The following is a 25,861-nucleotide window of genomic DNA, read 5'->3' as shown; positions in this document are numbered from 1 at the left end:
CTAAAAATTTATTTAAAGTTGCACAATTCTATCAAATTTTATTAAAAAATGTTAGTAATATTTGTTTTTCCAAAACATATAGTTCATATCTTATATTTTTAAAAGTTTCGCTATAAACTTTGTTTTCTAACTTATAAATTTCTTCTAGCACTCTTGATGACTCTTGTGTTCTTTTGAAATTTGCTATGATTATATTTTCTAGGCTTTCTCTTTGCATTTCATCATTTATACTTTCTTTTAATACATCATGTGTTGATTCTCTTTGTTTTATTATGTCTATGTAATTATCAATTTTACATTTATGTCGTAGGGTTTTTATCGAAGTTGCAAGGGCTTTGTTGTTAAAGCTATATCTAAGTATATCCTCTATAACTCTTAAGCCTTCTTTTAATCGATTGAGATTTGCATCTATGATTCTATGATTATTGCATAAATGAGAATCCCTAAGATTCTCATTATTCTTTTGAATTGAAGATTCCAAGTAATTGAAGTAGTGATACAAAAAGATTTAAAAAGTCTAAATACAGACTAACTGCCGCCATTACAGGACTATCATATAATCCTCTTACGATGTTTTGTGTATCATATGCGATAAATAAACTAAATAATATAGCACCAACACCAGCTATGATTACCTGTAATAAAGGGCTTCCTAAAAATATATTAATAATAGAGCCTATAACTACAACAATAAGTGCTATAAAAAGCATTTTCCCCATACTAGCTAAATCTTTTGTTGTTCTTAGTGCAAATATACTCATAACGCCAAAAATAGCAGTAGTTAGCAAGAATGCTTGAGCTACTATCATAGCACCACCCGGCATACCCAATACTCTACTTAGAATCGGGGTTAGTGTGACACCTGTAACAAAAGTAAAAGCAAATAGCATAAATAGATTTATGCCAGGCTTTGACTTTGTGAAAAACAATCCAAACAAAAGTGCTAATTCCAAAATCACAAATCCTATGTAATATTGGCTTACCACACCACCAAAGCTAGTAATACCTATATAAGCACCAACACTAGCAGCAAAAAGCGACGCAGCAAAAAGCTGATAAGTTTGCTTTACAAAGCTAATTAATGCAACATCACTACTAAAAGTAGCACTTGAAAAGCTTGACTCATTATTTGTGTAATGATCATTTAATGACTTTCTATCATATAAAGACATCATTTCCTCTCTAATTTTTGATATAAAAGTTTGCATTATAACTTATTTTTGTTTTGATTCCAATATTTAATAAAGTTTGTTTGCGTTTTTGTGTTACAATTCGCACTTTATGTAAGAAAATATTTAAGTTGTATTGGCATGGGAAAGATTAGATTTTTTATAAATGGTTTTGGAAGAATTGGCAGATGTGTCGCACAAATAGCACTAACTAAGATGAAAGATAGATTCACAATCGTTGGGATAAATGACCTTGGAGATAGTGATAATTTGATGTATTTATTATCTCATGATTCAATACACAAAACAGAAATTACATACACAAAGCTAGATGATAGTTTGTATGCTGTAAATGATAATCAAATAAAATTTAGTTCTTGTAAGATTCCAGAATCTATAGATATTCTAGGGGCTGATATTGTATTAGAGTGTAGCGGATTATTTTTGGATAGTAAATCTGTGAAATGTCATTTAAAAAAGGGTGCAAAAAGGGTGATAATATCCGCTCCAGTGCTTGATGATACAAGGACATTTGTATATGGTGTCAATCATAAATCTTATAATGGTGAGGAAATAATATCAAATGCAAGTTGCACAACAAATGCTTTAGCACCGGTTGTCATGTTGCTTGATGACGCCTTTGGTGTTAATAGTGGGATTTTAAGCACAATTCATAGTTATACAAATGATCAAAGATTAATAGATAGTGCATATTATAAGGGTGATTTTAGGCGTTCTAGGGCAGCTGCATTAAATATAATTCCAACTACAACTGGAGCTGCAAAAGCACTGCATTTGGTGCTACCAAGAATAAAAGATAAGCTTCATGGACATAGTGTGCGTGTGCCAGTAGCTGATGTATCAATGATAGACTTAAATATTAACCTAAAAACAAATGCCACAAAAGAATCTATAAATAATCTTTTTTATGAAGCTTCTAAAGGTAGTTTGAAAGGTATATTAGGAGTTGATGATAATTATGGAGTATCGCAAGATTTTGTGAATAATTCCCTAAGCGGTATTGTAGCTAGTGATTTAACATTTGTGCTACAAGATAAAATGGCAAAAATAATGATTTGGTATGACAATGAATGGGGATATTCTAATAGAATCTTAGAAATGAGTGAATATATATTAAAGCAATAAAAGGTAAAAGGTGAATTTGATAAAAGTTATATTTTGTTTAGTGTTTTTGTTTGAGATTTCATATGCTAGTATTAAAAATAAGCCATTTGATATATATGAGCTAAATGGAAATATAAATGGTAATACTCTATTGGTAATTGGCGGGATTCATGGTGATGAGCCTGGTGGATATTTTACCCCTACATTGTTGCTTCAACACTATAAGATAAAAAAGGGAAATGTACTTGTGGTGCCAAATCTAAATCCAGATAGTATTTTAAACTTTAAAAGAGGATTGTATAAAGATATGAATCGTAAGTTTGCGGTTATTTCTAAAAATGATCCAGATTATGATAATGTAGAGAGAATAAAAGGCATAATAAAAGATGAAAAGGTAAATTTCATTTTAAATTTACACGATGGGCATGGGTTTTATAGAGAGAAATGGGAGAATTCAATTTTTAACCCAAGGGCATGGGGGCAAACATATGTCATAGATCAAAAGCAATTAGATGATGTATTGTTTGGCAACTTAGATGAAATAGCACAAAATATAGTAAATAGTCTAAATAAGAGTTTGCACTATGATTATCATACATTTGGGATTCGAAATACAGAGACTAGACATAAAGATGAAGAACAACAAAATTCTTTGACATTTTTTGCAATATCAAACCTAAAACCAGCATTAGCCATTGAAACCAGTAAAAACATTAAAGATTTAGAGTTAAAAACATTTTATCAACTTAGTTCTATCGAAGTTCTTATGGGTATTTTGGGGATAGAGTTTGAGAGGGATTTTGAGTTAACATTAAGTGAAGTTTCTAAAAAAATACAAGAATATGGTGAAGTTACAATAAACAATAATGTAAAGATTCCGCTAAGCAATGTAAGAAGAGTTATAAATTTTGCACCACTTAAGGTGGGCGATAATGAGTTTGTATTTTCTCACCCTCTTGGTAGAGAAAAGAGAATAAAAAATGGATATGAGTTGTATATAGGAAATATAAAGGTATCTACGCTAAGGGCTGATTATTTTTCTATGAAATGCTCATTTGATAGCATGGAAATAGTAAGTGATAATAAGGATATGTTTTTAGCGTCTTTTGGGGATACTATATCATTTAAAGATGGATTTTTAATAAAAGGCAAAAACACAGCTAGAGTAAATGTAATAGGATACTCTAAAAAGGGAGTAGTTAGTGAGAGTGATGTTTTTATAGATTCTAAACTTATAGATAAAAACTATTCTTTAGATAAGAGTGATAGTATCTTTCGTGTGGAAGTTTATGAGGGTAATAATTTTTGTGGAATGATAAATCTAAAAAAAGGAAATTAGTGGAAAATAACAAACAAGCAGTTGTATTATTGAATATGGGTGGAGTAAATTCACTCTCTGAAGTATCCGTGTTTTTAAAAAACATGTTTTGTGATCCTTATATATTGCCTATAAAGAGTAATTTTATAAGATCAATGGTTGCTAATTTTATAGTTAATAAGAGACTTGAAGAAGCAAAAGAAAATTACAAAAAAATAGGTGGTAAATCCCCGCTTGTTGAGCATACTTTTAAGCTTACTAAAACTTTGGAATCTTTAGATTCGAGCTATTTTTATACATATGCTATGAGATATACACCACCATTTGCACCTATGGTTGTAAAGGAACTGCAAACAAAGGGTATAGAAGAAATAGTGCTATTTAGCATGTATCCTCATTTTAGTTACACTACAATTGCTAGTTCTTATGATGATTTTATAAAAGCACTAAAAAGTGCAAATTATAATCCAAAAATAACCTATATTAAGCATTATTATGATTTTGAGCCTTATAATAAATGCATTGTATCTAGCATTAAAAATACTCTAAAGAATGATAATTCGAAAGAATTTCATCTTATTTTCTCAGCCCATTCGCTACCGCAGAGAAATATAAAGTTAGGAGATCCATATAAAGATGAAATAGAAAAAAATGTAGAAATTCTAAAAGAAATGTTACGAGCAAATAATTTGGAATTTGCAAGTATTAAAATTGCCTATCAGTCAAAAATAGGACCAATTAAATGGCTAGAACCAAATTTGAGTGATATTATTCCAAAATATAAAGATAAAAAATTACTTATCTATCCTATCTCATTTACAATTGATAATTCTGAAACAGATTATGAGTTAAAAATAGAATATAAAAATCTTGCACAAGAATCTGAATTACTGGAGTATAGGGTTGCTGATTGTTTTAATTTTGGAGAAGAGTTTGCAAAATGTATTTTAGAACTAATAAGGAGCAAGGTATGAGCATAAATTCTTATGTTGATGTAAATAATAATAAAATATATGGTGATTTATCTTTAAATCAAAATGTAAATATCCAATGTGTTTATCCAGTCTCTGCGGGGGGGGGGGCGAATATTGCCTTTTTTGCTGGAAAGAGTTCTAATGTAAAGATAGAGTTTCATGGTGCAAATTCTTTGGTCTTTATTGGTGATAATGTTGTCTTTCATGGCGAGGTGAAACTAAGGCTTGTATCTGATAGTGTGGTATATATAGGAGATAATACAACAATAGTTGATGGCAGAATCGATGCTTATGAGACAAAAAATGTATTTATAGGTAATGATTGTATGTTTTCTAATGATGTCTTACTTACCACTACTGATAGTCATGGAATCTATAACTATGAGAATAATAGAGTAAATCATGCAAAGAGTATTTATGTTGGAGATCATTGTTGGCTTGGAATGTATGCTAAATGTCTAAAAGGTTCTAAGATTCATTCTGGTAGTGTCCTTGGTGCTTGCAGTCTTTTGACAAAGAAAATTTATTCAAACCAAATATGGGCTGGAAATCCCACAAAAATGGTAAAAAATGATAGCTATTGGCAAAGAGATTTACATGTAAATACAAATGTATGGACAAGGGAGACTATAAAAAATTATAAGCCAAATTTTAGTGATGATTTTAAATATAGCTTTAGTGCAGAATCTTTTTTGGATTTTGATTTTATAGAGGCTTCTTTAGACAAGCTAGAGACTGCACAAAGCAAGTTAGAATTTTTATATAATGCAGTTTATTGCAATAATGATAAAAATAGATTTGCTCTTTTTGAAGATTCAAAGCCAATCTCTAAAGCTAAAAAAATACAAAACAAATTTAGCAAACTAGACATACTAGAGCCACTATCCATTAACTATTCGTAAATAATTTTTTGATAGAATCCCCAAATTAAGTAATTTTCTAGGGGATTAGTAATGAAGTTTATCTTTGTTTTGATTATGGCTATTTTTTTATTCGGTTGTGGAGATTCTGTTGATTCTAGTGTTGTATCAAGTGGGACGAAAAATACCAAAGAACAATTAGACGCACATAATAATATCGATAAAAACTCATATATCGATGTTGCTGATGTATTTTTAGACACTAATAAAATTATAACAAATAACAAGCCCTATTTTCTGGTTTTTGCTGCTAATGGCTGTATTTATTGCGATAAATTAAAAGAAATAGTAAAAGACGATCATGAAATAAAAAGTATTTTAAAGAATGATTTTTCTCCTTATTATGTGAATCTTAGTTATTCTAAAATGCATCAAGTTGATTTTTTAGACAGTGAGATAAGCACTGCAGAGTTTGGAAAAAAGTATCAAGTTGTGCCTACACCTACTTTGGTATTTTTAAATCCTAAAGGTGAGATAATGTTTGTCTATCCGGGATATATGCCTAAAGATAAGTTTTTGGCTACTTTAAATTATATAAAAGATTCCACAAGTAAAGATGAATCTGTAATAAAAAATGAATTGCAAAATATATTTAAGGATATGGGTGTATGAAAAATGTATTAAATAATATTTTTAAGGGGTTTTGTAGTTTTCAAGTTAGTATAGTTTTGATGATTATTTATGCTAGTGCCTGTGGTGTAGCTACATTTGTAGAAAATGATTATGGCACTCCATCTGCTAGGGCGTTGATATATGATACACAATGGTTTGATTTGCTTCATTTTTTAATTATTTTAAACTTAATTGGACTTATGGTGCTGTCTCGTGCATTACAGAGAAAAAAGTATGCTAGTTTGTTATTTCATGCGTCATTTGTGGTGATATTTGTTGGAGCTGCTATTACTAGATATTATGGTTTTGAGGGGGTTATGCATATAAGAGAAGGAGAGAGTGTAAATACCATGAAGTCGCAAGAGGAGTTTTTAACAATACTTGCTAAAGTAGATGATAAGGTATATAGAGCATTTTTTCCAACTACAATAACACCATTGGTGCAAGAATCTTTTGATCATTCATTACCATTTATGGATGGTAGTTTGAATGTTAAATTCGTAGATTATCTACCTGCTAAAGATAAGATGTCATTTGATTTTTTAAAAGTGGAAGTATCATATAAGGATAATGTAGAAACAATAGAGGTGCCAAAAGATGGTGGTAATGGGAATCTTGTTAGATTTGAGCTTGGTGAGCATAAGTTTGCACTAGAGTGGGGTGCTAGAATTATTACTCTTCCATTTGCAATTAGGCTTGATGATTTTATTCTAGATAGATATGCTGGATCTATGAGTCCGTCATCTTATGAATCTGAAGTTGTAGTAATAGATGATGCAAACAATATAGAAGAGCCACATAGGATATACATGAATAATGTTCTTGATTATGGTGGGTTTAGATTCTTCCAATCTTCTTATGATCAAGATGAGTTAGGAACAATATTATCTGTAAATAGAGATCCGGGCAAAATTCCTACATATATAGGTTATGCAATGCTAACTATTGGTCTTTTGTGGGCGTTTTTTGCTAAAAATGGTAGATTTTATAAATTAGGCAGATATTTAAAAGCACAAAATTTAGCCATTGCAGCATTATTTATAGCTTCTATATCTAGCACTCCTATATATGCAAATGAACAAGAAAAAATAGATATGCATGGCGGTAAATCAGTAGAGATTCCAAAAGCTGATGAAATTACAAATGAAGAAATGCCAGAGATTACAAGTGAAAATGTGCTGGATTTAATAAAGAATCTAAAAGAAAAATCAAAAGATCATGCAAACTCCTTTGGTGAGTTATTGATACAAGATTTTGGTGGGAGGATTAAGCCACTTGATACAATGGCTATGGAATATATGCATAAAATGACTAAGAAAAATGAATTCTTAGGTCTTAGCAATATGCAATTATTCTTAGGAATGATGACATATCCAAATGAGTTTAAAAAAGTAAAAATGATTTCAATTTCATCTCCAAAGTTAAAGCAGGTAATAGGTGTTGATGAGAGTGAAAAATATATAGCCTTTGATGATGCATTTGTTAATGGTCAATATAAGCTTATAAATTACTTAGAGGAGGCGAATAGAAAAAAGCCATCAATGAGAGATAAGTTCGATAAAGATGTTATTGCGGTTGATGAGAGGATAAATGTTGCATTTTTAATCTATACAGCACAAAGCTTAAGAATCATACCTGATTTTAACAAAGAAAGCACTACTTGGTATGCTCCAACAGAGGCTATGGCTACATTTAAACAAGAAGATAGAGATCATTTACACAAGTTATTTCAAGCATATTTTGCAAGCTTCAATCAAGGGTTAGTTGAGGATAATTGGGAGAATGCAACATTAGCATTAAGTGCATTTAAGCAGATTCAAGCCCAATTTGGTGGAGAGCTTCTACCAGAGGCAAAAAGAGTGCAATTAGAGATATTTTTAAACCATTACAATATTTTTGATAATTTAACTTTATTTTATATCTTGGCTGGTGTGATACTATTTATAGTTGTATTAATTCAAATTCTGCGTGATAAAAATGTGGTTATTTTACCTTCAAAATTGATACATTTATTTATTTTATTATTAGTCATTATACACACTATTGGACTTGGGGTGCGTTGGTATGTAGGTGAGCATGCACCTTGGAGTAATGCTTATGAATCTATGATATATGTTGCATGGGCCTCTGGTATTGCTGGAGTTGTGTTTTTTAGGAAGAGTTATTTAGCATTGGCTGCTTCTAGCTTTCTAGCCGGTATTTGTTTGTTTGTAGCGCATCTTGGATTTATGGATCCTCAAATTGGAAATTTAGTGCCTGTATTAAAGTCTTATTGGCTAAATATACATGTATCAATTATTACTGCTAGTTATGGATTTTTAGGGCTTTGTTTTATTCTTGGTGCAATTAGTTTGTTATTGTTTATCTTTAGAGGTAAGAATCCTCAAATAGACAAAACTCTACTAACCATACACACAATCAATGAAATGTCAATGATTTTAGGTCTTGCTATGCTTACGGTTGGTAATTTCTTGGGCGGTGTATGGGCAAATGAATCTTGGGGTAGATATTGGGGATGGGATCCAAAAGAGACTTGGGCGTTAATATCTATTGTGGTTTATGCAATTGTGTTGCATGTTAGATTCTTGCCAAAAGGGGATAATCCATTCGTGTTTGCAGCATTATCTGTGATCGCATTTTATTCTATATTGATGACATATTTTGGAGTGAATTATTATCTATCTGGATTGCATTCTTATGCTGCTGGTGATCCATTGCCAATCCCTACATTTTTATATTATTTTGTAGCAGGAACTATATTGCTTATAATTTTGGCTGGTAGAAAGCGGGATTTGTTGCCACCTAAGCTTTAAGGATTGCTATGAAATGTGATGTGCTTGTATATGGATTTGGTGTAACTGGAAAGCATGTCTTAGGAATCTGCAAAGAACTAAGGCTTACATATAAGATAGTCGATGACTTTGCACTGCCTTTTGGCAGTGATTTTGTATCTTTAGAAGATATAAAAGTAGCAAGGTTAATATTAATCTGTCTAAATGATGAAGATGCACAAGAAAATGCAAAAAATAAGTTGCTTCAGCTTGATTTTGATTTAAATGTTATCAAAGTTATAAATTTGGGCGATTTTCGTAATTCTTATTTGGAATCTTTTAAGGATAGGTTTAGTGCTATAAGCTTTATTGATACACTTTTAGAAGATGACTATAAACTAAATAATTTTCAGCAAATATACAAAGAAATTATAAAAGAATATAAAGAAAAGAAAATAAAAGAAGTAGAATCCAAAAAAGAACTACTGAAAAAGGTAGAAGATAAATATCCAGAGCTAAACTCTTTTGCTAGAATCTTTACCACTTCTTTTAAGCAAAGTGATAATGATTTGTTGCATTATCCTTATTTTCATGTCTTTACTGATAGATCTTGTAGTGATAAGAATTTTTTCTTTAGAGAAGAAGTTGATTTTCATTCTTTAAAAAATAGAGATATAAATACTAAGTTTGTGTTATGCTTTGGTTCTAGTGTTATGAGGGCTGATGAGGTAGCATTAGAATCTACAATTGCTAAGAGATTAGAGGGTTTATTGAATTCTCCTGCGGGGGGGGGGGATTCCCTTATTAGCTATAAAGTATTAAATTTAGGCATATCAGGTTATAACACATCTGATATGTGTATGTTGTATTTATCACTCTTTGAATCTTTACGCCCAGATATTGTTATGTGTGTATTTTTTGGTAATGAGTTAATTACAGCTTCAATTTCAGATGAATCGTTGTTAAGAGATTGTATGTTGTATTATCACCCATTTGTAGAGAGTGAGTGCAGAAATATTTTTGATAGTAAAATTCCTTTATACTCTGATTTTAGATTCCGTATAAAAGAGGTTGATTATGGTTTGATACTTAAATCAATAGCCTTTAGAATCGAGCAATTTAGCAGAGTAGTAAGTAGTAGTGGAGCGAAATTTTATGGCTTTATAACTCCACTTTTACACCAAAAACTTCATAAAACACAAGATGAACTTCATGGACAAAAAGAAGCTCTAAAAACTTATCCTCCATATTATTTTTCTCATTTAGAGTATGAAGAATCTTTGCTTAGAGAATTTAAAGAGATTGTAAAAGTTAAAGTCTATGATGCAAATTATGCTACTACTTCTTCAAAAGAGACTTTGTTTTTGGATTGGATTCATTTAAATGCTAGAGGTTGTGATGTTGTTGCTTGGTATATGTATGAAGTTATGATGGCTAATGATTAATTTTCACAAATAAACACCAAAGTAGATGTTTATTTTGGCATACTCTCTATATATATGCTCTGTGATGGGAATGCAAAGCTAAGATTGTTTTTCTCTACTATTTTAAAAATTTCATAGCATATTTCTTCTTTTGTATTCATCCATTCACTCCATTGTGTAGATGCAGAGAAACAATGCACTAAAATATTTAAAGAACTATCTCCAAAATTATCAAATCCAACATAAATAGTGTTTTTATACCCAAGTAAATCATCGCTTGATACTATATTTTTATGCACAAGCATTCTTTTTAGCTCACTGGTGTCTCTATCATCTGTTGCTTTTGCAATTTTTGGATTGTTTTCTAGCATTTCTTTTATGTCTTTTATGCATGTTTGTATTTGTTCTAGTTTAGCAGAATAGGTTATTCCTATTGTCATTCTTATCATTCTACCAGCTTTCCTGCGATTCCAGTTTCTTATAGAAGTATTTGCTAAAATTGAGTTTGGCACGAACAATAAAGCATTATCAAATGTTCTAACAGTTGTCCTTCTAAGACCCATTTCTACAACAACTCCTTCAATATCTCCACAAGCTATCAAATCTCCTTGATTAAATGAATTATCAACTAAAACTATAATTGAAGCAAAGAAATTTGCTAGCGTATCTTTAATGGCTAGTGCAACAGCAATACCGCCAATGCCTAAGGAAGCTACAATTGCAGAGATATTAAATCCAAAGTTTTTTAATAGTGCTAAAAGAGTGATGATAAAAATTACAAAATACATGGTTTTTAAAATGAGATTCATAACTTCTTTTCTAAAGTTATTTTGTTTCTCTAGCATGTCGCCTAATATTTCTACTATATAACCTTTAAACAAAAGTATAAAAAACCATGCAAATGATAATATATAAGCAAAATTTAACCATAGTTGGTATTTTGATTCTATATTGTTTGGATATATTAAAATGGCTAAGGATATTTGTATGCTCAAAATTGTGATAATAGTTATAATGGGACGATTTATTTGAGCTTTTATTCTGCATTGAATCGTGTTTGACTGTAGGAATTTTGATAGAAGTGCAATTGTCTTTACTATTAAATTTGCAATGACGCCTTTTAGTAAAAATAGCACAATAAATACAAATGCGCTTAATATTATCTTACTTATTATTTTACTTTGTTGTATTTCTAGTATGTTTAGTTTTGATTCTATGAAGCCAAGAATATGAGATATGCTTAATTTATCTATTATGCTATTGCTTAATAGAGATTCTTCATTTAATGCTAGGAATTTTAAAATTTCTTTGCATGTTGTTATTATATTTAATAGTTCATTTAAATTGTTTTGTAATGTTTTAGATTCATTGTCTAATTTTATGTTTTGTAATTTATTTAGTTTATCTATATATGATTGTATGTGTGTGTTTAAGTTTTCTTTGTTTTCTAAGATAGTGTTGCTTTTTTGTATCTCATATATGCTGTTTTCTAAAATTTGGTGAGCAAGAATTGTATTTAGCTCTATTTCTTTTAGTTTTGCTAGGTATAGATTCCCTATATTTTGGTTGATTGTTATTTGTTCTTTTAGAGTATTTATTACATCATCATAGTCTTTTTGTTTTATTTGCGATTTTATAACTTCATTTAAAAAAGATTCTAATAGTATTAATTTTTTTTGAGAGTTTGCTATTAGCTCTTTTGCACTTTTGTCTTTTAGATTCGAGTTTGTATCTACGATTTCCTCAAAGATATTTTGTAAGTTTCCAAATGCTAAAGTAATTGTGATAAAAAAACAAAATAAAAATCTCATCTATTCTCCTAATATCTTTAATATTTCTTCTTCACTTAGAATTTGTATTTCTAACTCTTGTGCTTTTTTTAGCTTTGAACCAGCGTTTTCTCCACATAAGACAAAGTCAGTTTTCTTAGAAACGCTAGAGCTTATAGTAGCTCCGTTTTTTTCTAATAATTCTTTATAATATTCTCTTGGTTTGCTTAGTGTGCCTGTTAGGACAAAAGTCTTGTTTGCTATTTGTGAGTTTGTTTGTATTGTCTCTATTGTTGGTTGTATTTTTTCTAATAGATATTCTATTCTTTCTTTATTAACGCTACAAAACTCTACTAGAGAGTTTGCCATCTCTTCTCCAAAGCCATCTATATTCAAATAATCATCATAGCTTTTAGCATAGAAGTCTAGGCCAAATACTAATGCTAACTTTTTACTTGCACCTTGTCCTATATGCTCTATGCCAAGCGCATTTATAAATCTCCACAATGGGCTATTTTTAGTTCCCTCAATCCCTTCTATAATATTATTTATTTTTTTATCTTTAAATCCTTCTAGTCCTTCAAAACTATCACTATTTAAACTATAAATATCTTCTATTTTTTCTATTTTGTTATTTGTGTATAGAATCTCAATTATGCTTTTACCAAGCCCTTCTATATCAAGTGCATTTTTACTTACAAAGTGTATTAATGTGTTTTTGATTCTTGCTTTGCAGTCAATATTTTGACATTTTATTAGCTTTTCTTCTATTAATAATTTGCTATTGCATATTGGACAATTTGTTGGCTTTATTATTTCTTTCTCACTTCCATTTCTTAGCTCTTTTATAGGCTTTATTATCTTTGGTATTACATCTCCACTTCTTATAAGCAAGACATGGTCTCCTATTTTTATGTCTTTTTTTCTTATTTCATCGAAATTATGCAAGGTTGCACGGCTTATATTTGCACCATCGATTAGCACCGATTCTAGTTCTGCTACTGGAGTTATTACGCCACTTCTACCTACTTGAAGTGTTATGTCTAGCAATTTTGCCCTTTTTTCTGTTGCGGGAAATTTGTATGCACAAGCAAAGCGGGGAGCTTTAATTGTAAAACCTAGAACTTTTTGTAGTGATATATCATTTATTCTAATTACCATTCCATCTAACATTATGTTGTAGTCTTGTCTTTTTTCTATATATTCTTTATAGGTTTGTTGTATTTCATTTTCATTATTGCAGATTCTTGATAGTGGAGATTTTATAAAGCCAAAACTGCGGATAAGTTCCATTAGATTAAAGAAATTATTTTCTTGTATTGTGCAGTATCCAACACCCCATGGAATAAATTGTAATTTTCTATTTGCAGTTATCTTTGAATCTAGTTGCCTTAAACTTCCTGCAGCTGCATTTCTAGGATTTGCAAATATTGGTTGATCTAATTTTAATCGTTCGTTATTCAAAGATTCAAAGTCATGTTTTGAAATTACACATTCTCCTCTTATTTCTATTCTTTCTTTGTATGGGATTGTTAGGGGTATGCTTTTTATAGTTCTTGCATTATGTGTTACATCTTCGCCTATTAGCCCATCACCTCTTGTTATGGCTTTTTGTAGCTCCCCATTTTCATATAGTAGGCTTAGACTTGCGCCATCGAATTTTGGATCAACACTAAATATAAACTTACTAAAATTTGAAGCCCTACTTACTTTGTTTATCCATTCTTGCATTTCATCTTCATTAAAGACATCTTCCAAGCTCCACATTCTTTCAATATGTTCTTGTTTGTTAAAAGATTCTATTGTCACATCTCCAACTCTTTGGGTTGGTGAATCTTTGCTGATTTTTTGCGGATTTTCTTCTTCGTATTTTTGCACTTCTTTGTATAGTTTGTCATATTCCTCATCTGTGGCTATAGGGTCATCTAGCACATAGTAATGCTTTGCCCATAGATTAAGAATCTGTATATTTTGTAAGTATTCTTCATTTGTCATATTGTCCCTTGAAGTTTATGTATTTGTAAATTGCATACATTGATATCCGATATAAACACTAATTATTGCAAAAATATTTGTTAATACAACATATACAAAGGCTAAGATAAGATTTTTTTCCTTTGCTATTTGTAAGAATTCCAATCCAAATGATGAAAACGTCGTAAATCCACCAAGTATGCCAACTAACAAAAATAATTTTAAATTTTCTTCGTTTATTAAAGAAAAAATGATTCCAGCTATAAAACAACCAAGACCATTTATTATGAAAATTGGTGTTATAAAACTTATAAAGTGATTGTTAGAAAAATAATTAACTAAATATGTGCTAAGTAAGTATCTAAATGTAGCACCAAGTGCTCCACCCAGTGTTACAAATAATATTTTGTCCATTAGCAACTATAAGTTGTTAAAAATTCAAATGGATGCGGACGAGCTTCCCAAGGCCAAATTTCTGTTTCAAACTTGTAAGCTTTGTAAGTTTGGATAAATTCTTCACTAAAGACATTTCCTTCTTTTAAATAAGCTTTATCAAGTAGCATTTCTTCTACTGCATGGCGAAGTGTGTGTGGAAGTTGTTTAATGCCTTTTTCTCTTATTTCATCTAAGTGTAATTCAAAAAGATTCATCTCCATAGGCTCACCCGGATTAATTTTATTTTTAATTCCATCTAATCCTGCCATTAGAAGTGCAGAGAATGCTAGATAAGGGTTTGCCGAACTATCTGGGAATCTAAACTCCATTCTCTTTGCCTTCTCTCCGCTATTGTATGGGATTCTAATACTTGCACTTCTATTTTGTGCTGAATATGTAAGGATACTTGGTGCTTCAAAGCCCGGAATTAGTCTTTTATAAGAGTTTGTAGAAGCATTTGTAAAAGCTGCTAAACCTCTAGCATGCTTTAATACGCCCCCTAAAAAGTGCATTGATAGCTCACTCATGCCCTCATAAGAATCTCCTGCAAAAAGATTCTTTCCATTTTTCCAAATGCTTATATGAGTATGCATTCCGCTTCCATTGTCATTATAAAGTGGCTTTGGCATGAAGGTTGCAGTTTTACCATTTAGGTGGGCTACCATTTTTACGACATATTTTAACTTTTGGACATTATCAGCAGCCTCAAGCATATCGCCAAACTTCACTCCTATTTCGCCTTGTCCTTGTGCGACTTCATGATGCACTACAAAGGTTTCTAGTCCAACTTGATTAAGAACCTTTACCATTTCTGCTCTAATATCAACCATGCTATCTACTGGAGCTACTGGGAAGTATCCACCTTTAAGTCCTGGTCTATGACCTAGATTTACCCCTTCGTATTCTTTAGATCTATTCCACTCACCTTCTTCTGTGTCAATTTCATAATATTGACAATTTACAGAATCTTTCATTTTAATTGAATCAAACACAAAAAATTCATTTTCTGGTCCATAGTAGGCTACATCACCGATTCCTGTATCTTTTAGATATTGCATTGCTCTTTTTACAATACTTCTAGGACATTTTTCATAAGGCTCATTTTTATAAATATCCCAAACATCGCAAAACACAACCATTGTAGTATCGGCGGTAAAGGGATCTATGAAGTATCTTACTGGATCTGGGATTAGGATCATGTCTGATTTATTTACTGGTTGCCATGCGTGAATTGAGCTACCATCAAATGGGATTCCTTCAAAGCTACTCTCATCAATACTACTTGCACTAAATGAGAGGTGATGCCAAACTCCCTTAATATCTGTGAATCTAAAATCAATAAACTCTACTTCAAATTCTTTGCAAGTTGCAAAAAATTTCTCAATTGATTCCTTGCTAGCAATTGGTCTATCCATAATGTGTGTCCTTAAAGTTTAAAATTTCTAAATTTTATCAATTAAATGTTTAAAAAACACATCATAATTATTAAAATACTAGTTTTTTAGTTGTCATTATCATTGTTATAAAAATAATATTCATTAAATAAAATAAGTATTACTGATTCTCATTTTTTATTTTTATTCTTTAAGTTATTTTTTAAATGTAATAGCATAAAATTTATAAATTTCAATTTTAAGCAGGGCTTGTGAAACAAATTACAAAAGAAGATATAAAGAATTATAAAATTACTTCTGATGATTTGCGTTTTATTTCAAAATACTTTAGCATAATACATCACTCAAAGGGAAGGATTCGCCTTAGGGTTAGTCTATCTTTAAAGGGTGCTATAAGCGATAGTCAAATAAATATAGATAGTATTTTAGAGACGATAAAATCAATACCTGCAATTTTGGAGTTTAAGTTTAATAAGTTAATAGGCTCAATTACGATTTTATATGATAATAATATTCTTCATTCTAACTTTTGGGACGAATGGATAAATGGTGAGAATTTAGAGAAAATAGCAGATATTATTAATGAGTTTAAAAAGGAGATATAGTGGTAGATAATTTATTAGAATCTCTACAAAGAGAATATGCAGTTTATAACTTTTATGCCAACAAAATAGATTCTATTTCAAATATATTGGCACAATCACATATGTCGCATATTAATGCTATTAAAGTTAGACTTTTAGAGCTCAATGTTGAATCTAGCGAATATTTGGAGAGTAATTTAGTAGGAGAACCACTAGTTCTTGAAGAATCTTTAATTAGCTTTTATTCAAACATTGAATCGCTTGAGCAAGATTCAATTAACTTGGATCTTTTTTATAAAATTGAAGCAAACATTTATAACAATCATTTGCCACTATTACAAAATAGAGTTCCAAACTTAGCTACTCAATCTGTGCTAAACCAACTTAACACAGGTAAAGAGCTGATAGGAGAGACGCAAGAGATGCTATATAGACTTCAAAATGGAGAGCTATCTCAAGGTGAGCTAGAGGGGTTTTTAAATAAGCTAAATTACTCATTAATAGGTGGAATGATAGCTGGAGGTCTTGGTGCTATGGTATTAAATGAGTTTTTAAACAAAAATAAAAATGAGGAGGAATAGTTATGGCATTACCATTTATAGCTGGATTAGTTGTTGGGTCTGCAGTTGCAGTAGCATTTAGCAAAAGAGATAAGATAAAAGATGTATTAAATAGTAAAGAAGTAAAGTGCGTAATAAATAAAGGAAAAGAAATTTCAAAAAATGCGTATGAAAAGATAAATAGTGAAGTAGCTGATATAAAAGATAGTCTTGCAAATATCACCAAAACTACCAAAGCAGATGAAACAACTTTAAAGAAAACGACAAAGAGGACTAAGAAATGATAGTGAATACAGGTGCTAAAAGATCTGTTGTAGGACATGCTTTTAGTGGTGCTTTTATAGGATTTATTTTAAGTAGTGCTTATGGATATTCTAAATATAAAAATGGTGAAATTGATAAAAATATTGCTATTAAAAACACTATAAAAGCAACAATAGAAGGTGGAATCGTAACTGCAAGTGCAATAGCAGCTACAAATGCAATAGGGGATATAAATAAAACTCCACTGCAAAGCACAATAGAGGCAGTATCTTATGTGGGGGTAGGCATAGCAGGTGCTTATGGCGTAGATAAGATATTAAATAAAGACATAAAACTAATAAAGGAATAAAATGGCATTACCAAACAAAAACAATCCATACATAAACAAAAATAATCAAAATTCAAATACAACAAATGACATTGGCGGAATCTTCGGCAATCAAGATTCTCAAAGAGATTTTATAAAAGGTGCTCTAATAGGTGCTGTTGCTACTTTTCTTTTGACAAATGAGAATGCACAAAGGACACTTTTTAAGGGATTTGCAAAGGTGAGTGAGTTATTTGAAGCTGGTATTGAAGAGCTAAAAGAACGATATGAAGATGCAAAAGCAGAAGTAAAACAGGACTAAAATTTGTATAAAAATAACGAACATGCTTTACTATTAAGCATAATCCATAGCACAAAGTCTAGGGCTAGATTCAAGTATGTAACTCTTAATGGCTTTAAGGTAAATCCATTGCAATTAAGAGTTGAGCTAGACAAGATAGAAGGGATATATAGCGTTAGGGTTAATTCTATTTTGAATAATATTATTGTCGAATATTCTGGTGATTTATTAGAGATTCAAAATAGAATCTACAAGGTGCTTTCAAAGCAGATTACTATTTCCAATAAACATAATGAAGAAAGTTACATTGCCCTAAGAGATGAGATTCCAAGTAGTGCAGAGGTTGTTAGAGCAGGAACTGCACTCATTTCTTCATCTATTGTTAATAATAAGCCAACACAAATGGGGTTTTCGCTTATTGCTTGTTTCCCACTTTTGTTTAGTGGGATTAGAGAGACTATGGAGAGCGGACTTACTTCACGCACACTAGAAGCTATGGCGGTTGCTATTTCACTTTACTTGCAGGATTTCAAAACAGCAAATTCTACAAATTTTATGCTTGCACTTGGAGAGTATATTGAAGAGCTCACAATGTATAAAAGTGATGATTTAATCAAGGAGCTATCAAAGCCAACAGGTGGTTTAGCGTGGGTTGAGACTAGACATGATGATGAGGTCAGTTTAATACAGGTTGATAGCAATGAATTAAAAGTTGGTGATATAGTTGTCATTGGTGCTGGAGATACCATATTAGTTGATGGACATATTTTAGAAGGTGAAGCATTAGTAAATCAAATATCAATGACAGGCGAGGCTACTCCATGTCAAAAAAATAGAGGTGATAGAGTTCTATCAGGCACAATAGTGCAAGAAGGCAAAATAAAAGTATGGGCTGAAGGCGTTGGTGAAGATACTGCAATGTCAAAGATTAAAACCTATATTGAAGAAACTTTGGTGCAAAAGTCAAAAAGAGAATTAGAAGCCTCAAAAATGGCAGATTCATTAGTGCCTATTACCTTAGGACTTGCTACTTTATCATATGTTTTTACTAAAGATTTAATGAGGTTGGCTAGTGTTTTACAAGCTGATTATTCTTGTGCATTAAAGCTTACAACACCAGTTACATTTAAGGCTGCTATTTCATCTGCTGGAAAAGAGGGGATAATAATAAAAGGTGCTAAAAGCCTAGAAGCATTGCAAATGAGTGAGGTATTTATATTTGATAAGACAGGGACGCTTACTAATGGTGATTTAGAAGTTCTTAGTGTACATTCTTTTTCGCAGGAATTTAGCAGTGATGAGATATTAAATCTTGCAGCAAGTATTGAAGAGCATTACTTCCATCCAGTAGCCCAAGCAATAGTAAAAGCAGCTAAGGCAAAGGATTTTACGCATATCCACCATGATGAAGTTACATTTATAGTAGCACATGGAGTAAAAAGTGAAATAGGTGGGAAAGAAGTAATAATTGGAAGTAGGCATTTCTTAGAAGATGATGAGAAAATACCTTTTGCACCACATAGCATACGAATGAATGAGATTCTAAAAGATGGCGATACACCATTATTTATCGGTTATGATGGTGAGCTTTTAGGGGTTATATTGTTAAAAGATGTGTTAAGAGATAATGCAAAAGTAGCATTAGATAGACTTAGAGCAAGTGGGGTCAAAGAAATAATAATGCTAACTGGAGACACAAAGCAAAAAGCACAAGAAGTAGCTGATATATTAGGAATTAATAGATTTTATGCAGAGCTTCTCCCGACACAAAAGGCTGAGATTTTAGAAGATATTATGAAGGAAGGCAAAAAGGTAGCATTTGTAGGAGATGGTATAAATGATGCACCAGCTTTAATTAAAGCTGATACAGGTATTGGAATGTGTAAGGGTGCAGATATTGCCAAAGCTAGTGCTGATGTTGTTCTATTAAGAGATGATGTAGAATCTGTAGCTGATGCAAGAGAGTTAGCAATAATGTGCTTAAATAAGGTCAAAAGAAGTTTTAAGATAACAGTTGGTGTAAATAGTCTTATTTTAGGACTTGCATCACTTGGTAAGCTAACTGCGATTCAGACTGCATTTGCACACAATGGAACTACAATTGCACTTTTATTAAATGCATTACAGAGAATAAAGGTAAAAAGGTGAATTTTTTATTAATTATTACAACTACTCTAAGTGCTGTATTATCTGCTAAGACTATGAGTAATGCATATAGAAAATATAAAAAATCAAAGAATAAAAAGGGATAGAATGGATAAGTTAGAGACAAAAAGGGAAATAGCAAAGATAGGCATGAGTGTTAGTTTGGTGCTAACTGCAGGAAGTGCATTATTTTTGAAAAATAAAGTTGCAAAGAACATACATGTAATTTCTGGAATCTCGCTTGTTGGATTTTCGTTATGGCATTCATCGCTATATCCAAAAGAAAAGCCACTAAAAACAAAAGAAAAGAAAGCTATTAAAAGTAGCACATGAGCTTGAATGTATTTTTAAGATTTTTTGTTTTATTTGCTGTATTTTTTCTTAGTGCTTGTGTTACTATCCCTAGCAATAGTGAGTTATCAAAGAATATACCAACAAGCTTTAATAATGAATCTCTAATACAAACTTCAAAAGACACCAAGGTTCTTAGTCCAGAGATTCAGCTATATTATCTATTTGAAGATGAGAATTTAAGGAATCTATATGATATAGCACTTCTTAAAAATATAAATTTGCAAATTATGCAAAGTAGAATCTTGCAAGCAGAAAGTGCATTAAAGGTCGCATTTAGTGAGTTTTTCCCTAAGGATAGTGCTTCTTTTGGTGGTTCAAAAAGCAAAGGAAGTGGCTTTCAAACACAAGCTTTAGGCAATCTATCTTGGGAGATAGATGTTTTTGGTAAAAATACTAATGCTAAAAATTCAAAAGAATCTCTATATAAAAAGAGTATGGAAGATTTTAGGGCTACGCAAATAACCTTGTTATCTGATGTAACTAGCTTATATTTTAATTTGCAAGAATATAATTTAAATATATCATTAACAAAAGAAAACATTACTCATTATGCAGAGCTCTTAGAGCTAACTAGGCTAAAAGTTGAAAATGGTTTGTTAGATAGCACAGAGCTTTTTACAAAGCAGGATTTATTAACAAATGAGCAAAATACGCTAGAGATTCTAAAAAAGCAGTTTGAAGAGAGTAAAAATGCTTTACTTATTTTGCTTGATCTAAAATCCCTTCCTTTTGTTTTAAGTCCTTCTTTTAGCTATAAGGATGATTTTTTATTTTCTTTTGAGAAGATTCCAGCGAATGCAATATTATCTCGCCCAGATATAAGAGCAAATATTTATTCTTTGTATTCTCAAATTTACAATAAAAGTGAGGCTTACTCATCTCTCTTTCCGATAATTTCAATTAGCGGTAATGTAAGTGAAGTATTGCAAAATAATAGCAATATAGCATGGAGTATAGCAAGTTCAATTAGTGCTCCTATTTTTAATAGGACACAATTAACGCAGAATTATTTTTTGCAAAATGAGCTTTTAAAAGAAAATTATTTGTCATTACAAGATTCATTAAATAATGCATTTTTTGAAATTGAAAATTCTCTTTTTAATATCAAAAATACTCAAATACAAACTAAAAACAATTATCTAAGATTTAAAAATGCACAAGATTATTTTATGTTTGCTACAAATAGAAGAAGTATAGGGTTAATTGATGAGCTTGAATTAAGAGAAAATAACGCATCATTAAATAATTCTAAGAAAAATTTGTATTCTTCTTTAAATGCACAAAGTCAATCTTTGATTATGCTTTTTAAGGCATTTGGTGGGAATTTATATATTGAGGGACAATAATGATTGAAACTAAAGATATATTAAAAAATATAAATCCAAAGAAAAACTACAAAAAGATAATACTAATTTATGGTTCTATTATTTGTATTATCTGTGCCGTATTCGGAATTTTATACTATATAAACACAAAAGCACCAGAGATTAATTATATAACTAGAGAAGTTACGATAGGCGATATAAAAAGCACAATTTCTGCAAATGGTTCTTTATCTCCAACAAATGAAGTAGCAATTGGTTCTGTTATATCAGGGATTGTATTAGAAGTGTTAGTAGATGTAAATGATAGAGTAAAAAAGGGGCAGATTCTAGCAAGAATAGATAGTGAGAGTATTGAACAAAATTTATATAAATATCAAGCACAACTAGGTAGTGCAAAAGCACAACTAAAGAGTGCAGAAGTTAGTCTAAGTGAAAAAGAGTGGAAATATAAACAATATAAGAATTTATATGAAAAAACAGGAGGTAAAACACCTTCTATTTTGGAGTTAGAGAGTGTAAGGAGTGAGTATAATTTAGCCATAAGTGATGTTGAGATTAAAAAAGCAAACATAAAAGAGATAGAAACAGCAATTGCTTCTACTCAAGTTGATTTACGAAACTCTAAAATCACAACCCCAATTGATGGTATTGTTTTAAGTCGTTCTATTGAAGTTGGGCAAAGTGTTGCAGCATCTTTTCAAGCGCCGGAGTTTTTTATTGTTGCAGAAAGTTTAGAGGAAATGGAGCTAAATGCTAGCATTAGTGAGGCTGATATTGGTAAAGTAAAAGAAGGTCAGAAAGTTTTATTTGGTGTAGATTCATATCCTAATAAAACATTTAGTGCTGTAGTAGATAGGGTAAATTTTGGTTCATCAAATACTAATTCTACCTCAAGCCAAACTACAAGTACAAATAATATAGTAAGCTATGAAGCAAGAATCTATGTTGATAATAGCGAGTTATTGTTACGTCCGGGAATGAGTGCAACCGCAGATATTGAAGTAGCAAGTGTAAAAGATGCACTATTAGTTCCATCTAGTGCTTTATATTTTGTTCCAAAGATAAGCATAGATTCAAAGCAAAAACCAAGTTTCAGCCTTTTTAGCCGTCCAAAGACAAGAGTAAAATCAATAAAACAAGTAGCAAATAATTCAATTTGGATTCTTGAAAATAAAGTTCCAAAGGAAATAGAAGTAGAAGTAGGTATAAGCAATGGAGAATACACAGAAGTAAGAAGTAGTGAGTTAAAAACTGGCATGAAAGTTATTATTGGACAGAATTGATGAGTCTTATAAAGCTAAGTAATATTCATAAAAGATATGGAAAAGGCACAAATGTATTTGAAGCACTAAAAGGTGTTAGTTTGGACATTGAAGCGGGTGAGTTTGTTGCATTAATGGGGCCTAGTGGAAGTGGCAAATCAACAATAGCAAATATACTAGGTTGCCTTGATAGTCCAAGTAGTGGTGTGTATGATTTTTGTGGTGTGAATGTAAGTGAGTTAAATATCAAACAAAAAGCACTTCTTAGGCGACATTATATAGGGTTTATCTTTCAAGGATTCAATCTACTTCCTAGAACCACTGCACTAGAAAATGTCGAGCTTCCTTTATTGTATAGACAGGTTCCAAAAAAAGAGAGGCTAAGAATCTCTATGGAAGCGCTAGAGTTAGTTGGATTAGATAAGTGGTGCAATCATAGTTCAAATGAGCTAAGTGGAGGACAGCAACAAAGAGTAGCTATTGCAAGAGCTATTGCATCAAAGCCATTATTTTTACTTGCAGATGAACCAACTGGTAATTTAGACACTAAAAGAAGTGTAGAGATAATGGAGATATTGCAGAATCTAAATAAGGATTCTAAGATTACTATTTTAATGGTTACCCATGAGAGTGATATGGCAAAGTATGCGAGTAGAGAAATTGTGTTTTTAGATGGCAAGAAGAAGTCAGACACTAAGGAAGATTCATGATTTTAAATGCATTTTTTTTAGCATTCAGACAGATTAAAAGAAACTTTCTAAGAGCTATTTTGACTATGCTTGGGGTTATTATTGGTGTCGGTGCAGTTATTATTATGATAACTTTAGGTAATGGGACAACACAAGTTATAACAAGTCAAATGAGTAGTTTGGGTAGCAATTTATTGCTTGTGTTTCCCGGAAGAGATCAAAGTCCTGGTAAAGGTGTGAGAAAAAAGTTTATGCTAGAAGATGCAAACTCACTAAAGCTACAAATGGGAAGCTTGGTAAAAGCAGTAGCACCAATTAGCACAAGCAGTGTTTTGGTGCAATTCCAAAAAAACAATACACAAACGCAGATTCATGGAATTAATAATGATTATTTTGTAGCAACAAATTGGGATTTACAATATGGTAGATCCTTTAATAGGGAGGATTATAGGGCAGGTAGTAATGTGTGTATTATTGGTGGAAGTGTGTCTAAGAATCTATTTGGCGATAATGTAAGTGTAGGCTCAAAAATAAGGCTTAGTAATATAGTATGTGAGGTTGTAGGTGTGTTAGAAAGCAAGGGTCAGGGTGCTATGGGCAATGATCAAGATGATATTGTGCTATTGCCACTTAAGACATTTCATAGAAGTATTTTAAAGAGCGATTCTTTATATAATATAGATAGACTAATGATTTCTTTGCAGGATAATGTAGATTCAAGTCTAGCTACGCAAGAGGCTACAAGAATCTTGCAAGAAATAAGAAAAATAAGAGAAGGACAGAAGAATGACTTTGAGATAATGGATACAAAGCAAATAATAGAAATGATGAAAAGTACAACATCGAATCTTACACTTTTTTTAAGTGCTATTGCTGGAGTTAGTTTGATTGTTGGTGGGATTGGCATTATGAATATTATGCTTGTATCAATTACTGAGAGGACGAAAGAAATAGGCACTAGACTTGCTATTGGTGCATTGCAAAGTGAGGTGTTACTGCAGTTTTTAATAGAAGCAATTACGCTTAGTTCCCTTGGTGGTGTTATAGGTATAGTATTGGCGTTTTTTGGCTCTTTAGCTATTACTAGTATTTTAGATATACCATTTTTGTTTGATTATATAATAGCGTTAATTGCATTTTTGTTTTCTGCATTTATTGGCATTATTTTTGGATATTTACCTGCTAGGAGAGCATCAAGGCTTAATCCAATTGAAGCACTAAGGCATGAGTAGTTATTTAACCTTGGAAAATACCGCTAAGATTCCTCCACATACAATAAGTCCCATACCAATAATTTCAAAGAAATGAGGAATTTTATCTCCCAAGATTACTCCTGCAAATGTTGCAAAAAATATAGTTATATAACTTATAGCCCCTATTATTGGTGGGTCTCCTAGCATATATGCCTTTGTCATATATATTTGTGCATAAGTTGATACAACGCCAAGTGCTAAAAATAATAAAAATTCATTTAAGTTTGGCATTACAAATGGCTCAAATAGTGCAATAGGATATGTAGAATATGGTATTAGTTGAGCTATTAGAGGCAGTATTGAGCCAAATAACATTAAAGATAGAATAATTACCCTTCCATCGTAATACTTGGCTAGTTCAGCTACTGATAGATATGCAAGTGCCGCTCCAATTCCACTATAAAGCCCTATGGTGAGATTCCAAAATGTAAATTCTATCTCTTGTGGATTGCTTATAAGCAAAATACCGCTAAAGCCTAGAAAAATAGCAACCCAAGTCTTTAGTGATACCTTTTGATGAATTAAAATCATACTTAAAAATGCAAGAAATATAGGAGAGGTATAAGAAAACGCATAAGCACTTCCAAGTGGCATTACAGACATATTATAAAAGTATGCCATCATTGCACTCCCACCAACTATTCCACGAAAGATAAGAACTAGAAGTTTGCCTCCTTTTTGCTTGGGTGGTTTAATTAGCAGTGCTACACCTAGCCAAATAAGACCAAATAGATTCCTAGCAAATGCTACTTCAATTACAGGGATATTGTAGCTTAGTTCTTTTACTATCATTCCCATAATTGTAAATAGTATTGATGCAATTAATATTGATCTTACCGCTATTTTTTCCATGTTTATCTTGCTTTTTGTTTTTAAAATCATACTACAAATGTTTGACAACTTAGCTAACTTCTTAGTAGAATTTGAGATTT

At 31.2% G+C, this 25,861-nt stretch carries 25 protein-coding genes; 18 read left to right on the top strand and 7 right to left on the bottom strand.

Going from position 1 to position 25,861, the window contains the following annotated elements:
- Window positions 1–31: 31 nt before the first annotated feature.
- Both PF021_RS05265 and PF021_RS05260 read right to left on the bottom strand, forming a co-directional pair.
- Entirely contained in the window at window positions 32–415 is a 384-nt protein-coding gene (locus PF021_RS05265) for a thiamine-phosphate pyrophosphorylase (RefSeq protein WP_271021496.1), read from the bottom strand.
- Between the two features lie 40 nt (window positions 416–455).
- Window positions 456–1,172, bottom strand: a complete 717-nt coding sequence (locus tag PF021_RS05260) for a Bax inhibitor-1/YccA family protein (RefSeq protein ID WP_271021495.1) — start codon at window positions 1,170–1,172, stop codon at window positions 456–458.
- 138 nt (window positions 1,173–1,310) lie between these two features.
- Here PF021_RS05260 and gap point away from each other — a divergent pair, with 138 nt between their 5' ends.
- From gap to PF021_RS05225, 7 genes are read left to right on the top strand one after another with little or no spacing between them, the layout of a single operon-like run.
- On the top strand, window positions 1,311–2,315 hold the full coding sequence (gene gap, locus PF021_RS05255; RefSeq protein WP_271021383.1) for a type I glyceraldehyde-3-phosphate dehydrogenase: 1,005 nt from the start codon (window positions 1,311–1,313) through the stop codon (window positions 2,313–2,315).
- Window positions 2,316–2,325: 10 nt separating this feature from the next.
- Entirely contained in the window at window positions 2,326–3,633 is a 1,308-nt protein-coding gene (locus tag PF021_RS05250; protein WP_271021382.1) for a M99 family carboxypeptidase catalytic domain-containing protein, read from the top strand.
- Window positions 3,633–4,586 carry a ferrochelatase gene (gene hemH, locus PF021_RS05245; RefSeq protein WP_271021381.1) on the top strand — a complete coding sequence of 318 codons (954 nt, stop codon included), beginning with the start codon at window positions 3,633–3,635 and terminating at the stop codon, window positions 4,584–4,586. The genes PF021_RS05250 and hemH overlap by 1 nt, the downstream gene beginning before the upstream one ends.
- Window positions 4,583–5,488, top strand: a complete 906-nt coding sequence (locus PF021_RS05240; RefSeq protein ID WP_271021380.1) for an acyltransferase — start codon at window positions 4,583–4,585, stop codon at window positions 5,486–5,488. Before hemH ends, PF021_RS05240 begins: the two co-directional genes overlap by 4 nt.
- A 51-nt stretch (window positions 5,489–5,539) precedes the next feature.
- Window positions 5,540–6,118, top strand: a complete 579-nt coding sequence (locus PF021_RS05235; RefSeq protein ID WP_271021379.1) for a SoxW family protein — start codon at window positions 5,540–5,542, stop codon at window positions 6,116–6,118.
- The gene (gene ccsA, locus PF021_RS05230; protein WP_271021377.1) at window positions 6,115–8,931 is read left to right on the top strand and encodes a cytochrome c biogenesis protein CcsA; all 2,817 of its coding nucleotides are present in this window, start codon (window positions 6,115–6,117) and stop codon (window positions 8,929–8,931) included. Before PF021_RS05235 ends, ccsA begins: the two co-directional genes overlap by 4 nt.
- Before the next feature lie 8 nt (window positions 8,932–8,939).
- Window positions 8,940–10,334, top strand: a complete 1,395-nt coding sequence (locus PF021_RS05225) for a hypothetical protein (protein WP_271021376.1) — start codon at window positions 8,940–8,942, stop codon at window positions 10,332–10,334.
- A gap of 29 nt (window positions 10,335–10,363) precedes the next feature.
- On the opposite strand, the gene PF021_RS05220 is transcribed toward PF021_RS05225, so the two are convergent.
- From PF021_RS05220 to glnA, 4 genes are read right to left on the bottom strand one after another with little or no spacing between them, the layout of a single operon-like run.
- Window positions 10,364–12,124: a mechanosensitive ion channel family protein gene (locus tag PF021_RS05220; RefSeq protein ID WP_271021375.1), complete on the bottom strand. Its 1,761-nt coding sequence runs from the start codon at window positions 12,122–12,124 to the stop codon at window positions 10,364–10,366.
- Entirely contained in the window at window positions 12,125–14,077 is a 1,953-nt protein-coding gene (gene ligA / locus PF021_RS05215; protein WP_271021373.1) for an NAD-dependent DNA ligase LigA, read from the bottom strand.
- 15 nt (window positions 14,078–14,092) lie between these two features.
- Window positions 14,093–14,470, bottom strand: coding sequence for a fluoride efflux transporter FluC (locus PF021_RS05210; protein WP_271021372.1), 378 nt, complete (start codon window positions 14,468–14,470; stop codon window positions 14,093–14,095).
- Window positions 14,470–15,906: a type I glutamate--ammonia ligase gene (gene glnA, locus PF021_RS05205; protein WP_271021371.1), complete on the bottom strand. Its 1,437-nt coding sequence runs from the start codon at window positions 15,904–15,906 to the stop codon at window positions 14,470–14,472. Before glnA ends, PF021_RS05210 begins: the two co-directional genes overlap by 1 nt.
- Window positions 15,907–16,136: 230 nt before the next feature.
- On the opposite strand from glnA, the gene PF021_RS05200 reads away from it, so the two are divergent.
- The 11 genes from PF021_RS05200 (at window position 16,137) to PF021_RS05150 (ending at window position 24,908) form a co-directional block, all read left to right on the top strand.
- A complete protein-coding gene (locus PF021_RS05200; RefSeq protein WP_271021370.1) occupies window positions 16,137–16,490 on the top strand; it encodes an HMA2 domain-containing protein in 354 nt (117 codons plus the stop codon).
- Window positions 16,490–17,050, top strand: a complete 561-nt coding sequence (locus PF021_RS05195; RefSeq protein ID WP_271021369.1) for a hypothetical protein — start codon at window positions 16,490–16,492, stop codon at window positions 17,048–17,050. The genes PF021_RS05200 and PF021_RS05195 overlap by 1 nt, the downstream gene beginning before the upstream one ends.
- A gap of 2 nt (window positions 17,051–17,052) precedes the next feature.
- Window positions 17,053–17,313, top strand: a complete 261-nt coding sequence (locus PF021_RS05190) for a hypothetical protein (RefSeq protein ID WP_271021368.1) — start codon at window positions 17,053–17,055, stop codon at window positions 17,311–17,313.
- Window positions 17,310–17,642 (top strand): hypothetical protein, encoded by a 333-nt coding sequence (locus tag PF021_RS05185; protein ID WP_271021366.1) that lies wholly within the window; start codon window positions 17,310–17,312, stop codon window positions 17,640–17,642. Before PF021_RS05190 ends, PF021_RS05185 begins: the two co-directional genes overlap by 4 nt.
- 1 nt (window position 17,643) lies before the next feature.
- A complete protein-coding gene (locus tag PF021_RS05180) occupies window positions 17,644–17,922 on the top strand; it encodes a YtxH domain-containing protein (RefSeq protein WP_271021365.1) in 279 nt (92 codons plus the stop codon).
- Window positions 17,923–17,925: 3 nt separating this feature from the next.
- Entirely contained in the window at window positions 17,926–20,049 is a 2,124-nt protein-coding gene (locus PF021_RS05175) for a heavy metal translocating P-type ATPase (protein ID WP_271021364.1), read from the top strand.
- A gap of 105 nt (window positions 20,050–20,154) precedes the next feature.
- The gene (locus PF021_RS05170; protein WP_271021363.1) at window positions 20,155–20,379 is read left to right on the top strand and encodes a hypothetical protein; all 225 of its coding nucleotides are present in this window, start codon (window positions 20,155–20,157) and stop codon (window positions 20,377–20,379) included.
- The gene (locus tag PF021_RS05165; protein WP_271021362.1) at window positions 20,376–21,746 is read left to right on the top strand and encodes a TolC family protein; all 1,371 of its coding nucleotides are present in this window, start codon (window positions 20,376–20,378) and stop codon (window positions 21,744–21,746) included. The genes PF021_RS05170 and PF021_RS05165 overlap by 4 nt, the downstream gene beginning before the upstream one ends.
- On the top strand, window positions 21,746–23,008 hold the full coding sequence (locus PF021_RS05160) for an efflux RND transporter periplasmic adaptor subunit (RefSeq protein WP_271021360.1): 1,263 nt from the start codon (window positions 21,746–21,748) through the stop codon (window positions 23,006–23,008). The genes PF021_RS05165 and PF021_RS05160 overlap by 1 nt, the downstream gene beginning before the upstream one ends.
- Window positions 23,008–23,697: an ABC transporter ATP-binding protein gene (locus PF021_RS05155; protein WP_271021359.1), complete on the top strand. Its 690-nt coding sequence runs from the start codon at window positions 23,008–23,010 to the stop codon at window positions 23,695–23,697. Before PF021_RS05160 ends, PF021_RS05155 begins: the two co-directional genes overlap by 1 nt.
- Entirely contained in the window at window positions 23,694–24,908 is a 1,215-nt protein-coding gene (locus tag PF021_RS05150) for an ABC transporter permease (RefSeq protein ID WP_271021358.1), read from the top strand. Before PF021_RS05155 ends, PF021_RS05150 begins: the two co-directional genes overlap by 4 nt.
- Here PF021_RS05150 and PF021_RS05145 read toward each other — a convergent pair whose 3' ends face one another.
- Window positions 24,909–25,781, bottom strand: a complete 873-nt coding sequence (locus PF021_RS05145) for a DMT family transporter (RefSeq protein ID WP_271021357.1) — start codon at window positions 25,779–25,781, stop codon at window positions 24,909–24,911.
- Window positions 25,782–25,861 lie beyond the last annotated feature (80 nt).

The organism is Helicobacter ibis, from assembly GCF_027859255.1.
In the GTDB taxonomy this organism is placed as follows: Bacteria; Campylobacterota; Campylobacteria; order Campylobacterales; family Helicobacteraceae; genus Helicobacter_D; species Helicobacter_D ibis.
The sequence above is the reverse complement of the archived record's forward strand: the minus strand, read 5'-3'. Positions and strand labels throughout refer to the sequence as shown.